The organism is Dyadobacter sp. CY351 (genome assembly GCF_021502625.1).
Lineage (GTDB): Bacteria > Bacteroidota > Bacteroidia > Cytophagales > Spirosomataceae > Dyadobacter > Dyadobacter chenhuakuii.
In genome coordinates this window covers 73,135-87,342 of sequence record NZ_JAKFFU010000016.1, presented here as the reverse complement: position 1 = coordinate 87,342, position 14,208 = coordinate 73,135, and the positions used below count along the sequence as shown (strand labels likewise).

12 protein-coding genes are annotated in these 14,208 nt (G+C 45.0%); 3 read left to right on the top strand and 9 right to left on the bottom strand.

What is annotated here, in order from left to right; all coding sequences use genetic code 11:
- Positions 1-117: 117 nt before the first annotated feature.
- Genes L0660_RS25060 through rpmH form a run of 3 tightly spaced genes read right to left on the bottom strand, consistent with a single transcriptional unit; the run spans position 118 to position 2,364 of the window.
- A complete protein-coding gene (locus L0660_RS25060; protein ID WP_235161882.1) occupies positions 118-1,770 on the bottom strand; it encodes a S41 family peptidase in 1,653 nt (550 codons plus the stop codon).
- Positions 1,771-1,776: 6 nt separating this feature from the next.
- The gene (rnpA, locus tag L0660_RS25055) at positions 1,777-2,190 is read right to left on the bottom strand and encodes a ribonuclease P protein component (RefSeq protein ID WP_235161881.1); all 414 of its coding nucleotides are present in this window, start codon (positions 2,188-2,190) and stop codon (positions 1,777-1,779) included.
- A gap of 15 nt (positions 2,191-2,205) precedes the next feature.
- Complete coding sequence (gene rpmH, locus L0660_RS25050) at positions 2,206-2,364, bottom strand: 50S ribosomal protein L34 (protein WP_015813300.1); 159 nt, start codon at positions 2,362-2,364, stop codon at positions 2,206-2,208.
- A gap of 277 nt (positions 2,365-2,641) precedes the next feature.
- On the opposite strand from rpmH, the gene L0660_RS25045 reads away from it, so the two are divergent.
- Positions 2,642-3,130 (top strand): Panacea domain-containing protein, encoded by a 489-nt coding sequence (locus L0660_RS25045; RefSeq protein ID WP_235161880.1) that lies wholly within the window; start codon positions 2,642-2,644, stop codon positions 3,128-3,130.
- Entirely contained in the window at positions 3,093-3,563 is a 471-nt protein-coding gene (locus L0660_RS25040; protein WP_235161879.1) for a hypothetical protein, read from the top strand. Before L0660_RS25045 ends, L0660_RS25040 begins: the two co-directional genes overlap by 38 nt.
- Positions 3,564-3,565: 2 nt before the next feature.
- Here L0660_RS25040 and L0660_RS25035 read toward each other — a convergent pair whose 3' ends face one another.
- The 6 genes from L0660_RS25035 to L0660_RS25010 form a co-directional block, all read right to left on the bottom strand.
- Positions 3,566-4,162: a hypothetical protein gene (locus L0660_RS25035; protein WP_235161878.1), complete on the bottom strand. Its 597-nt coding sequence runs from the start codon at positions 4,160-4,162 to the stop codon at positions 3,566-3,568.
- 389 nt (positions 4,163-4,551) lie between these two features.
- Positions 4,552-6,072: a RagB/SusD family nutrient uptake outer membrane protein gene (locus L0660_RS25030; protein WP_235161877.1), complete on the bottom strand. Its 1,521-nt coding sequence runs from the start codon at positions 6,070-6,072 to the stop codon at positions 4,552-4,554.
- A 25-nt stretch (positions 6,073-6,097) separates the two neighbouring features.
- Positions 6,098-9,436, bottom strand: a complete 3,339-nt coding sequence (locus L0660_RS25025) for a TonB-dependent receptor (RefSeq protein ID WP_235161876.1) — start codon at positions 9,434-9,436, stop codon at positions 6,098-6,100.
- A gap of 172 nt (positions 9,437-9,608) precedes the next feature.
- Positions 9,609-10,715, bottom strand: coding sequence for a FecR family protein (locus L0660_RS25020; protein WP_235161875.1), 1,107 nt, complete (start codon positions 10,713-10,715; stop codon positions 9,609-9,611).
- A gap of 107 nt (positions 10,716-10,822) precedes the next feature.
- Positions 10,823-11,431, bottom strand: coding sequence for an RNA polymerase sigma factor (locus L0660_RS25015; RefSeq protein ID WP_235161874.1), 609 nt, complete (start codon positions 11,429-11,431; stop codon positions 10,823-10,825).
- Positions 11,432-11,609: 178 nt separating this feature from the next.
- Positions 11,610-12,449, bottom strand: coding sequence for a KilA-N domain-containing protein (locus L0660_RS25010; RefSeq protein WP_235161873.1), 840 nt, complete (start codon positions 12,447-12,449; stop codon positions 11,610-11,612).
- Positions 12,450-12,882: 433 nt separating this feature from the next.
- Here L0660_RS25010 and L0660_RS25005 point away from each other — a divergent pair, with 433 nt between their 5' ends.
- Positions 12,883-14,202, top strand: coding sequence for a site-specific integrase (locus tag L0660_RS25005; protein ID WP_235161872.1), 1,320 nt, complete (start codon positions 12,883-12,885; stop codon positions 14,200-14,202).
- The last annotated feature ends 6 nt before the right edge of the window (positions 14,203-14,208 follow it).

Sequence of the window (14,208 nt, the reverse complement as noted above, 5' to 3'; positions counted from 1 at the left end):
CTGTCACCCTGAGCGGAGTCGAAGGGGGCGTTACACCTAGGAAGCACCGCCCCCTTCGGCTCCGCTCAGGGTGACAGGGTAAGTAGCTTTGCTGATTATTATTACAGGGCAAGCAACTTATTTCTTTTTCAAAAGATCATTGTAACGGGCCGGTTCTTTAAACAATGCCAATGCCGCCTTCACTTCCGGATCTTCTTTGAATGAGGCTTCTCTTAAACCTTTTTCAAGATAATAATGCTTGATGATTTCTTCTTCCAGGATCTTTTTAATTTCTGGTTTGAAGATTTGCAAATCGTTATCCTTGCTATGTGACAGCTTTGATTTCAATGCTTTAAGCTGATCTTCAATTACTTCCAAAGATTTTTCTTTCTTCGCAGAAGCTTCCAGATCATTCAGATCACGCTCAACCTGCGTGGTGTAATCGTATTCTTTATCACCCAGCCATTTGGTAAATGCAGCGTAATCCGCGTCGGAAAGACTGAATTCTTTGGCCGGTTTAATAGTCGGGTGCTCGAAGTGGAATTTTACTGCGTAATCGAAGAAAAGACGATTGCGGCCCAGGGAAGTGGCTAGTGGCGAGTAAGTTTCTTTTTCAGTTAAAATGTCCGGCAAAATGCCGCCGCCGTCGAAAACAGAACGTCCGTTTTTGGTTTTAAACTCAGTCATGAGCGAATCTGCGATTTTACCAACGCTTCCATCGTCATTTCTGTGGCTGTAATCGATCGCTTGAATGCACCGGCCGCTGGGGATGTAATATTTGGCGGTTGTGATCTTCATTTTGGTATTGAAAGAAAGATCACGCGTGGTTTGCACCAAGCCTTTTCCATAAGTCCGCTGGCCGATCAATACACCGCGGTCGTAATCCTGGATCACGCCGGAAACGATCTCCGCGGCCGAAGCGCTGCGGTTGTTGGTGAGCACGATGACTGGTATTTCGGTGTCCAGTGCAGGGTTATAAGCGGTGTAAGTTTTGTTCCATTCGCTTACTTTCCCTTTTGTGGAAACGATCTCTTCGCCTTTGGCAATGAAAATATTTGAGATTTCAATCGCCATATTCAGCAAACCGCCTGGGTTATCGCGCAAATCCAGCACGACTGATTTCATTCCTTTTCCTTTTAATTCCTGAAATGCATTGCGCACTTCGCGGGAAGCTGTTGCTGTAAAATCTTTCAGGTCAATGTAACCCACATCTTCACTGATCATGCCGTAATAAGGCACATTGGTCACCTTTACAATGTCGCGGTTCAGGGAAACTTCGAGGGGCTTGGTGGCGCCGTAACGCTTTAATGTGAGCGTTACATTGGATTGGGTTTGTCCTTTCAGCAATTTTCCTGTGTCAAAATCCTCACGCGTTGAAAGGTCTACGCCATTAATTTTTACGATTTCGTCGCCGAGCTGCAATCCGGCTTTTTGGGCGGGTGTATCTTCATAAACCATCATCACCGTATGCTTGCCTTCCGCCGAACTGATGATCGCGCCGATGCCGTTGTATTTTCCGGTGGTCATCGTCATGTAATCCTCAATGTCATCCTCGGCGTAATATACCGTGTATGGGTCCAGCGAGCGGAGCATATTGTCTATGCTGGTCTTAATGAGCTGGTTGGGATTGATCTCGTCCACATAATAAGCATTCAATTCCTTGAACAATGTGGCGTAAATGTCCAGGTTGCGCGCGATTTCGAATAAGCGGTCGTCTTTTTTAAACGAAAAAAAGGCAATCCCTGCTACCACCGGAATGGCCAGCCAGAAGGAGCGAAAATACTTTTTCATGTATGTTCAGGAATTTTGATTTTTTTGAACGGGCCGGGGCAACTTTTCGAGTTTTTTGAGCGATTGCTTCATGGCCGTTTCAATAACGTCGTAAGATGTTATTTCTTTTGCAAGATACAAAAAAGCAATGTAGGAAGGTCTTGATTCCGTGGATAATGCGAGGAGCGACGCCTTGTTCAGGCGGTAAGCTTCACGGCAGCGGCGACGGATGAGATTCCGGTCGACCGCCCGTTTGAAAGACTTTTTGGAAACAGAAAATAAAACCTGCGGAAGGGGAGTAGGAGCCTCTTTATCAATAATATAAAGCACCCTAAAAGGAAAAAGGTAGAACGTGTTGACCTCCGTGCTACCTCTTTGAAACAGCCGTCCGATTACCCGGGGGCTACATAAGCGTTCATTTTTACCAAATGTATTTTTCAAGTTCTCGAACCTGAATTATTGCTTATGACGTTTTTCGTCTGATACTGTCAGTTTCCAACGGCCTTTCTTGCGGCGGCCAGCTACTACTTTACGCCCATTTGCAGTGGACATTCTTTCACGGAAACCGTGTTTGTTTCTCCTCTTGCGATTCGATGGTTGAAAGGTACGTTTCATCTCATTATCAAATTATTGCGCTATAAATCTCTGTCTACCCCTAATTTGGGCTTGCAAAGGTAAGACAAAAAAATTATATTAGTAAACATTTCATCAAAAACTAAAATTAATGGTTAAGAAAAGGTCACTTTTCCTTCCCGTTTCGGTTCTAATAGTGACTTAGGAATGTCCGTTGCAGCATTTAAATAAACTTTTTTTCAAGTTTGGTGCGTTTATTTGTGCTGATACTGTGTACATTGCGTATATTCAATATGATTTTAATAACCTCACATTCACTATGTATTCGTCTGTTTTAATAGCCGGGCAATTTGTAAACCTTGGCGTAAAGGAAAATAATCCTGTGACGCAGATGAAGTTGCAGAAAATGGTCTTTTTCGCGCATGGGCTGCATTTGGCATTGAATAATGGAGATCCGCTGATCCGGGAGAAATTTCTGGCGTGGAAATTCGGGCCGGTTGTGCCGACGATCTATCAGCTTTACAAAAAATGGGGCAATTCGCCTATAATAGAGAAAACTTCGATCACTGTTAACTCGCAGCCACTGGCCATTTTTTCTGAACTGTCGCCCTCGGCCATTGAAGCGATTAACAACACCTGGGAAATTACAAAAGACGTTGATGCCATCACGTTATCAAACTGGTCCCACGCGACGAATTCGCCCTGGGATGTTACTTATAAGAAGGTTGGAGAGAATGGTGTAATTGACGATAACCTGATTAGAAATTATTTTGAGCAGCAAATCAAATCCCCAATCCCGGCTGTCTGAGTCAAAGCTGTCGGTCGACAGAAATACGTTACGCAACTGGGTAACCGCTGCATCGCCGGAATCAACAGAACAAGATATTAGTGAAAAAACCTTCCTTACGCTGCTTCAACAGGTAAGTCTGGAAGGCTTGTCCCAGAATATCCGGGAGCGGAAAAAATACGCCGAATATATTTTCTGGATGGTTTCCGTGTGGCTGGTGATGGTGATTCTAATCGTGTGGTTAAATGGCCTTGGTGAAGTGTATTGCTACAATTTCCTTGACCCCATCCTGCGCACCGGAGTTAAATACATTAGTTTCAACTTCCAGCTTTCCGATGCTGTCCTTATTGCGTTGATCACGACAGCGACCGTCAACATTACCACATTCTTCCTGGTCGTCACTAAATATCTTTTCCCGAACACGCCCGAAAAAGAAAGCCCGCCCGTGGAGTAACCTTAGATTTCCGCGTCCTGTTTCGCCCTGACCTTATAGTCTGATGAATCTTTATCCGACCATTTGTAAACCACCTTTTTGAAGCGAAGATCCTGGATAATAGGCTTAATGTTATCTAAAAACGCGTCCTTGCTTTTTTCCGAGCCAAACAATGCACCGTTGAAAATCAATGTATCGTTTTTCGGGCCGGACGTTGCAATGGTAATCTGCTGGGTTCCGAGCACTTCTTTTTTGGAATCGGCATAAGCTTTTCGCATCGACGGAAATTCCTTGGTCTGGATCTGAATGATCTTTGTTTCCAATGTATCCACCTTGGGCTTAATAACTTTATCCTTACTGCCTTTCACCTCGTTATAAAGCGAAGTGTTCGATTTATGCCATGAAAGCCGGGTCGCAATATCCGCCTTCGACATGTCGCTTTTCATGTTCCGGTCAATGTCAATAATTTGATTATCAATAAACAAGACCATGTTCTTTCCTTCCGCAGCCGTCAGTTTTTTAGGGGTCAAAAAGTATATTCCAAAACCAACCACAGCAGCAGCAATGAGGGCATAAGCGATATATCTGAATATATTTCCTTTACGAGGGTTCTCTTCCATTTTTGTGTTCATCAAGTTTCAAGACAGAGCTAAAAACCCTGTTCCAGGCTTTAATAAGCGTTACAAGTTACTGCTCGTGCACCTATTTCCCCAGACTGTATACGTTGTGTTTGTGGGAGTTTAGGACAAATAATGTCCATTCGGGTCAAATCCCGCAGGATGAAATACCGACGGCCGTTGCGCGGCGGCAGAGTATTAATCAGCAAACACTAGAATCCCGGAGGGATGCAATATCGGTAGACAACCATTCATCAACGCACATTAAAAATCCCGGAGGGATGTAACGATGCGCATGTCGTTGCATCCCTCCGGGATTTTAATGTCTTTAATAATTTTCCTGCTACCGATATTATATCCCTCCGGGATTTGCTTAGTAACCTTGGATTTGCTTAGTAACCTGGGTTTTGCGGCCCTAAGTTGGGGTTCACCTGCAACTCAACCCTTGGAATAGGCATCAGATAATCCCTTGCTGGGTTGAAGCTCGTATGCGGTTCCAGTGATTTTGGCCCTGAAAACACTGTTTCGCCCATATTACGGCGCTTAATGTCGAACCAGCGTTTGTATTCAAATGCCAGCTCGATGCGCCTTTCTTCCATGATGAGATCGATGAGGGCGGCTTTGGATAGACCTGCTGTGACATTAGCTGGGAAGGCGGTTTGTTTGCCGGCCCAGTTTCTGGCTCTTGCGCGAATTTCGTTGATGTAGGTCAGTGCTTCTGCGTTAGGGCCGTTTACTTCTACGGACGCTTCGGCGGCGATTAGCAGAATTTCGGCGTAGCGCATGGCGGCGTAGTTGTGGTCTGAATAGCGGCCCTCGGAATTGGATGTTCCGGCAAAACGCGCGTATTTGGCAATGTGTGGCCTTTTTGTATTTGGGAATTCGGTGTATGGGACGAGCTTGCCGCCGATGAGGAGTGAATCGTCGAAGCTTACTTCTTTGCGATAATCGCGGTTGTCCCAGGTGTTGAACACATTCATGGAAGGCACAAGTACGCTCCATCCGCTGCGTGGCGCGTCACCGCCGCGCACGCCCGTCATAGGCGCCATAATGTCGTCATTAGCTCCGCCTTCCCCATTTTTTAGACCAAGGAAATCAATATCGAAAATGTGCTCTTTCATGTTAGGTGCTTGCGGCGCAACGAACAATGTCTGGAAATCGGCTTCCAGGGCATAGCGGAATTTGTCCTTATTATCAATCACATATTTCGCTTCTGCGTATGCTTTGGCATAATCCGCCAAAGTCAGATGCACCGAGGCCAGATACGAAGCGGCAGTTCCCTTTGAAGCGCGGCTTCGTACTTCCGAAGGCTGTTTTTCGGGCAGCCATTGTTTGGCAAATTCCAGATCTGCAATAATGCTTGCGTAAACCGTCGCTGCCGGTGTTCTGGAAATTTCCTTGACGGCTTCGGGATTGCTGATAAAATAATCAATGTAAGGAACGTCGCCAAAAACCTGCACCAGATTGAAATATGCAAATGCACGCACGAAACGCGCTTCCGCAATCAGCGGATTGATCTCCGCCTCAGGCAACCCAAGCTGTGCGCCACCCGAAATGGCAGCATTAGCAGCACTGATTGTCTGATACCAATTTGGCCAGAACTGGTTGACCATGTTGTTGTTATCATCCATATTGAAATCATTCACCTGCTGCCGCTCGGCAGGCGTTCCGCGGTCGCCAATGTCGACCATATCACTGCGCAACATCAAGGCGGAAACAAATTGCCGCCCATAAAGCCGCTCTGTTGCAATCCAGCCATAGGCACCAAAAACCGCCGTTTCTACGTCCTTGGCAGTGCGAAACAAGGATTCAGGCGCGAGCAGGCCCACCGGTTTTTCATCCAGGTCGGCGCAGCCCAGCGAGAAGCTTGCGGTAAGGATAAAAAGGAATAATTTATTTGTTAAATGCTTCATTTTAAATCGAATTAAGAGTCAGGAATTAAAAACCAACATTCAAGCCAATCGTGTAAGACTTGGCATTTGGATAACTGCCATAATCCAGTCCCAGGTTACGGTTACTGTCCGTATTCCCATCCGATGAGTAGTTCACCTCCGGATCAAAACCTTTGTATTTCGTGAAAGTCAGGATGTTTTGTGCACTCGCATAAATGCGCAACTTGCTGATATGCAGCTTGTCCGTAACCGATTTAGGAATGTTGTAGCCCAATGCAATGTTTTTCAAACGGACAAAACTTCCATCTTCTACCCAGCGCGTTGACACACGTCTTGTGCGGCCTGCCATGGCTTTTGGAACATTCGTATTCGTGTTTGTTGGTGTCCAGCGGTTCAATGCTTCTGTCGTCGCATTATTAATTCCGGACAAAAGATTCAGCTCCATCAGCGTATAATTAAGCATATCATTGCCCTGCGATGCCTGGAAAAATATGTTAAGATCGATGCCTTTCCAGCTGAAATCGTTGCTTAATCCCCACGTATATTTGGGATGCGGGTTACCGATGATCGTGCGGTCGTCGCTGTTCAGCGTGCCGTCTGGCTGACCGGTCAGCTGGCCATCTTTTTTGCCATCAATATCCCTGAATTTTTCACCACCGGCAGCCGTTTCAAAACCACCACCCGGAACAAAGCTGTCGCCTTCCTGATACACGCCGTCATAAATCCATCCATAAAAAGCGCCCACCGGCTGGCCTTCACGCAGGATTTGTGTTTGACCTAATCCCACCAAATGCCCCGGGCCCGACGCATACAGAATGTCCGTTCCGTTTGGTAAGGACAAAACTTTGTTGCGGTTCAGGGAGAAGTTAATGTCCGTATTCCACTTGAACTCGCCCACCAGATTTCGCGTGTTCACAGTAAGTTCAAATCCTTTGTTTTCCACCGATCCAATGTTCTGCAACTGGTTGCTGTAACCAGAATATTGTGGCAGTTGAACACTGAAAAGCAGATCCTTGGTCACGCGGCGATAGTAATCTGCGGTAATGTTCAGGCGGTTGTTCAGCATACTGAAATCGGTTCCGATGTCGAACTGGTGGGTGGTTTCCCAGGTCAGGTCGTCGTTGGCAACGGTGGTAGGACGCACGGCATTGACCGGCACGCCATTGATAATGGTATACACATTCGAGAACCGAGACATGGTTTGATAGGGCTCAATAGCCTGATTACCAGTTAGTCCATAACTCACACGCCATTTCCACTGACTGATTGCCGTTACATTCTGCATAAACGGCTCGCTGGAAATTTTCCACGCAAATGCACCCGAGGGGAATGTTGCCCATTTATGGTTTTTACTAAAATTGGAAGAGCCGTCCTGACGAATGTTGGCCGTGAAAAGATAACGATCCAGCAAACCATAAGTCAACCGCGCATAATAGGAAGCCAGCTGCCATTCGGTAAGGCTGGAAACCGGACTCTGCCACACCGAAGCGCCGCCCAGGTTCCAGTAAGAAACCGCATCCGTAATGAATGACTGGCCCGTTCCGCCCCATCTTTCGCTCGAAGACGTTTGATAGGAATAGCCGAGCATGGCCGAAAGGTCATGGTTAGTGCCGATTTTTTTGGTGTAGGTCAAATAGTTTTCGTTCAGCAGCAATGTGCTTTTTGTGCCGATAACAGATGCCGACCCGCCTACATTACGACCGTCGTTCAATGTTGTAGGGGTGAATTCTCCTGCTCTGCCACTGTTTGTAGTCGCGCCTAATGTGATTCGGAATTTCAAATCGTCCCAAAAGCTGTATTCTGCATAAAGGTTGCCCTGCACGCGGTCACTGAGTGATTCGTTCTGCAATTGCGTCGCGATGGCGTAAGGGTTATCGATCGGGTCGTTTAAGCGCGCCACCGTAAAACGGCCGTTAGCGCCCATGATCGGCTGATCGGGTTCAAATTTGAATGCAGAGGAAGTTACTCCAGGCGTAAGTCCGCTCGAACCTTCCTGCGTACGCGACTGATTGCGTGAAACACGTTGTGCAAACAAGTTAAGTCCCAGTTTCAAACGCTTGGCAGCCTGAATGTCAATGTTACTTGTGATCGAAAACCGGTTGTAATCCGAATTCAGGATGACGCCTTTCTGATCATAATAGGCCCCAGATACATAATATTTCACAGCCTCGCTTCCACCAGCCACCGAAAGCTGGTGGTTTTGAATCCCGCCGCGACGGAAAACTTCATCCTGCCAATCCGTGTCCGCACCCTGGTCAACCACATTGGGCCGCACTTCTTTTACGTAATCCAGAAACTGGCTCGCATTGAGCAGGTCCAGCCTGTTGATTTCTTTTTGCGTAGAAAATGAAGTGTTAAACTCAATCTTTGGCTTACCCGACTGACCTTTTTTAGTCGTAACCATAATCACCCCATTCGCTCCCCTCGAACCATAAATAGCTGTGGCAGATGCATCTTTTAATATTTCAATAGATTCAATGTCTTCCGGAGGCGGAATGGCGCCTCCTACAAAACCGTCGACCACATAAATAGGATCGCTGCTCGCATTGATAGAAGTCCCGCCCCTGATCCGCACTTTGAAATTAGAACCCGGCTCACCATTATTCGACTGGATCTGAACCCCGGCCGCACGTCCCTGCAATGCCTGAACCGTTCCTAATGCGGGATATGCCGTCAATTCCTGGGATTTTACAGAAGAAACAGAACCCGTAACGTCACTTTTCTTTACTGTTCCATAACCCACGACAAGCACTTCTTCGAGTGATTTCTGGTCTGTTTTCAGCATAATGTCGATCTCCGTGCGGCTGCCAACTTTCACTTCCTGCGGCTCGTAACCCACAAAGCTTAGCACTAAAACTGTGTTGGCATCCGGTACAGACAATGTATAACTTCCCGTAGCGTCCGTCGACGTGCCCGATTGCGTGCCCTTGATCAGAATGTTTACACCCGGCAAAGGCTCCTTCGTTTCCGAATCGGTGATTTTTCCCTTAATAGTGATCTCAGCAGATTTTGAAAATTCCGGTTTCAGCGAAGCCTCCGCATTATCCGTCGCCGGTTTTGGCGCTTCCGAAGGCCGGATCACAATGTTTTTGCCCGAAACTTCATAAGTAAGCCCCAGCGGAACCAGGAAATCATTCAGCACTTTGGAAAGCTCCTGGTTCGATTGCTGAACCGTCACTTTCCTGCTTGACTGGATCACTTTTGAGCTGAAAATAAACCGCACGCCAGCCTGCTTTTCGATGAGGCTGAGCACTTTTTTTACATCCTGCTCCTGCGCTTGCAAACTGATTTTCTTGGTCAGCAACTCCTGGGCGCGCACGTCCACAGCCGTGGCCGTCCCGATGAACCACAGTGAAATCACGAGCTGAACCAAACTTATCCGCATAAGAAACAACAGTTTACGATTGAACTGTACTGGTATTTTCATAGTTTTGAACAGTTTTGTTAATTGATTATTGGCAAAAACTTTCCCCCGCATCTTTCCAAGGATGACAGTCGGCAAAACTTCGGGGGTTACTTACACAGCCGGTAATGTTCCACCATTACCGGCCATTTTTTTAATGATCCTTACAACCTTCTCCTTCAATGATAATGCGGCCGTCGATGAGCTCGTAACGCGCGCCAACTGCCTTGCATACAAGGTCTAATTTTTCGTATAATGTCATTTCCGTAAGCCGCGCCGTGATAGGGCAGCCGTTCATGACGTTTTTGTCAAAAATGATTTCAATGCCATAAGCCTTCTGCAATTCCGCGAAGACATTGGAAACGGGTGTTTCATCAAATTCAAAATTGTGAGGGCTAACATTGCTATCCACCAATTCGGGACTGGGAATGAGGCTTTTGGTGATTTTTACTGACTCACGTACCACCACAATTTGCTGATTAGGCTCGATCACCACGCCCGTCAGTTCCCTGGAATCCTTTTTTTCATTGATTTCCGGATCTTTCCGCGTGAAAACGGCAACGCGCCCGGTTTTCACTGCCACCGAAACTTCCGTCTCGTTTGCATAGGACCGCACAGTAAAGCTAGTGCCCAAAACTTTGGTAATCACTTCATTAGCATATACAAAAAATGGCCGGGATGGATCTTTAGCAATGTCAAAAAACGCTTTTCCGGAAAGGTAAACTTCTCTTTTTCCTGTTTTAAAATCTGCGGGATAACTCACTTTGCTGCCCGGATCAAGTTGCAGGCTGCTACCGTCCGCAAGTGAGATCGACAAAGGCTTTTGGGTCTGATTTGTCTTTTCAATGAGCGGGGCGGCTGCAATCGAGACCAGCTCGTCGTAATTGATTTGTTGCTTGTGGCTGTAAGTCCAGAAAGTGTAACTCAGACCGGCTACGACCATCAGCACGGCGGCAATGCTCATTAGGGGCTGGAATAGGCGTATTTTCCGGGAAGTCTCAACAAATTCGTCTTCGCTTTTGATGTTGCCAATGATCTGTCGAACTGCATTTTCCTTTTCAAAATTTGACAGAAGAGCCGAAGTTGGTGCAATTGCAAGCACCAGATCGCGGGCGCTGCGGACCATTTCCATTTTGTTGGGATGGGCTGCCAACCAGTTTTGCCAGTTTTCCTCATCTTCTCTGGTCGGTTTCAGCACCCAGTTCCGAAAAGCCGGGTCCCAAAGAAAATCCTCCAAAGTAAAATTATGGTATTGATCCATGTCAAAATGTTGTCATTTAAATAGCATTAGACAACACACAGGATCTGATACTGTATTTTTTTATTTTTTTTTAAAAATTTATTGGGAAGGCGAAAGCTTGGGTCTGATTAAACGATAAACCGAAGCAGAAGGAATAGCGATACAACGGACCGCCATTGTGTTTTGAGGAATTTAAAGGCAGTTTGCAGCAGATTAGATACCGACTGCGGGTGAATTTCCATAATGGCAGCGATCTCATCCCGGTCCATATCTTCAAAAAATTTCAGGTAAACCGCCTCTTTTTGCCTTTTGGGCAATCCGTTGAGTATATGCGTGATTTGGGAAGCAAGCTGCTGGTCGTGCTCGGACTCTATAAATGAATGTTCTGCATAAAAACCAATGTCGAAACCTTCGTCAGGCAGCAAATGGTCAAGAAATAGCATCCGGTTTTTCTGAACCATCCGGTGCAGCCGGCGCCTTAATGAAGCCAGCAGATAGGCTTTGGGTGGAATGTCAGGATTAAGACTGCCTTTTTTCTCCCAAATTTCCAGAAACACATCCTGAATGCAATCCTTAATCAGCTCCCTATCCCGGCAGAATTTATTTCCATATTGAAACAAAAGATCATAGGTAACATCGATCAGCATTTCAAAAGCCGCAACATTCCCAGCCAGCATCTCATGCCACAAAGCAATCTCTTTCTGCTCTTTTTGAATATTGCTGGCAACGAACCTCATTGAAAACACCTATTGAAACGTGTACGAAAACGGATCAACCCTCAGGAAATCCGACTTTATCATGGCGTAATGATAAAAGACACGGACGGGCGTTTTCTGCTTATTCGCCTGGTAATGTTTTGATTTAAATTTTGGGAAGTTGGTCTGGGTTACCAGCCTGCTGATTGCTTTGCAATAGTTAATGTTCAGGATGAGCCATTGACCTCAATGTCGCCAGCTGTGTTAATGCAGTCTTTCGCAGCTCTTCAAATCTGGTTTCCTCTGGTATATTATTGCTGTTTAATATAGCATTGTAACTTTCAAGGTTTGATAGTACAGTCAATTGATGCAAATCTGCAATATCTCTTATATTCAGGCCCTTTGAAGCCAGCTGAACATTCTTTTGCTTCCATTCTTTCGACGTGATGCCGAACAACGCAACATTTAAGAGTTCCGCTTCATTTATATACACAAATTTCTCGTTCTCTTTTGATGTGTTCAGAAAAGGAATCAAGTTGTGTTTGATGGAGTCGGTGTGAATTCTGTAATTGACTTTGCTTAGCATTCTTTTAAGGTTCCACTCGTGGTTGTTAGTTGCTGCCTCCTGTTCTTTTAATCGTTGAAATTCTCGGATCAAAAGAAATTTAAACTCAGGACTTAGCCACGCACAAAATTCCAATGCGATATCCTTGTGAGCAAAAGTGCCGCCATATCGTCCGGCATTCGCAGAGATTCCAATTGCATGTGTTTTGTTAATCCATTGTTTGGCAGACATCATGAAACGATTAGTCCCGGCTTCACTTTTAATTCCCTCGAATTCGGGGGAATTAAAATCAGGATTATTAATAGTTTCCCATATTCCCAGGAATTCAATAGTATTCTTATTTCTTATCCATTGTTCTATCAAAGCAGTTCCGCCATCAAAACCTTTGGCCACATCGGAAAGTGAGATAAAGTCGTCGCCATTATCGGCAATATTTAATGTGATAGAAATTCCCTTTACGTTAAGTTTTCTTTTTTGAGATGGTGCCGTGGTCATATCTGCTGATTTGGTAAAAATCAAATCTATGAAACCATTGCGGAGCTTGGTTTAGGGAAAAAATATGCGGTTAGCCTCATTTATTAAGCGGGTTAGCATCGACTAGGGCAAGGTAGCATAACAGAAAGATAGCTTGGTAGGGAAATCCAAATAAGCCCGAAAACGCAAAAAGGCCGCGAACTTTCGTTTGCGACCTTTTTCTTGTAGCGGGAGCTGGACTCAACATGTTCAAATCTCGCTTTTTGGTTAACAATCTTAAAACTATCAAAAATGCCCTTATTTGATGTAAAAACGGCTCTTTTGATATGTGAAGAAGTTAAATTAGATTTGAGTGAATTAAAGTAAATTAAATAATTCCGTCCAATATTCCGTCCAATCCGTTGGACGGATTAAATAGAATAAGTACTTTTGACCGTGTTCAAATTCTTAATCTATGGCAAGGAAAACTACCTCTCAAATTACTTACATCCTGCATGATCCAAAGGCAAAAGCAGAAACCCCTATCTATGGCATTATAAGATTCAACAACGACAGAATAAAAGTGTCAACTGGTTTTAAGGTTCTTCCCGAGCATTGGGACGGTGCTAAGTACGACAAGGCAGGCAAACTTGTAAGTCAGGGACGGCAGCGAGTGAAAAACGTGTTGTCTGCGTCTAATAAAGATCAGGTGAACAAATACCTGTCTGATATGGAGCATGAGGTTTCTAGGCTCTTAAATGAGATGAAGTCTGAGCGGGTGGCAGTCACGAAGGAGGCTGTCAAGCAAGCAATAGACGATTGGAAAAACCCGAAAGAGATCGAGACAGATACCGTTCCAAAGCTTTATAGGTTTATTCAGGAGTTTATTGACAAATCGCCTGAACGAACGAACTCAAAGGGTACTAAGATTACCCATAGGACGATACAAAAGTATAACACGGTTTTTTCAGTACTGAAAGAATTCGCGAGCGGCTATGACCGGGTTGTTGATTTTAGCACGATTGATATTGTTTTTTATACCGACTTCAAGCAGTATTTGGAGCAAAAGGAGTTTTCAGTAAATAACATAGGGAAATACATTCAGACCTTAAAAGTCTGGTTGAATGATGCGGTAACCTATGGTAAAAGTGACAATAAAGCGCACCAGAGCCTTAAATTTAAGGTAACTAATGAGGAGTCAGATTCTATTTACCTCTCTGAAAAGGAGTTGCAAGACATAGCAAAAATCGACTTGTCTAACAATAAAAGGTTAGAGCAAGTGCGGGACTTGTTTTTGGTAGGATGTTATACCGGCTTGCGATTTTCAGACTTAACTACTTTGAAATCAAGCCAAATAAAGAATGGCTTCATTCGAATAGAACAAAACAAGACGTTAGGAAAGGTTGTTATTCCTTGCTTTCCAATCGTCGAAGAAATGTTTAAGAAATATGACGGTAATTTACCCTGTGCCATCTCCAACCAAAAAATGAATGATTATATAAAGGAGGTCTGCAAGCTTGCAAAATGGGAAACACTAGAAAGTATTTCCATTACAAAAGGAGGCAAGAGAATTACCAAAACTGTCCCGAAATGGGAGCTTGTTAAAACGCATACTGCCCGACGGTCATTTGCTACCAATATGTACTTGAGGGGGATACCAGCCAAAACCATTATGGCCGTAACCGGGCATGCTACCGAAAAGTCTTTTAACAAATACATAAAAGTGACGCAAGAAGAGCATGCAATTTTGATGAAAAAGCAATTTGACAGAGGAGTGTTCCGAGAGGCAATGTGATTGGCC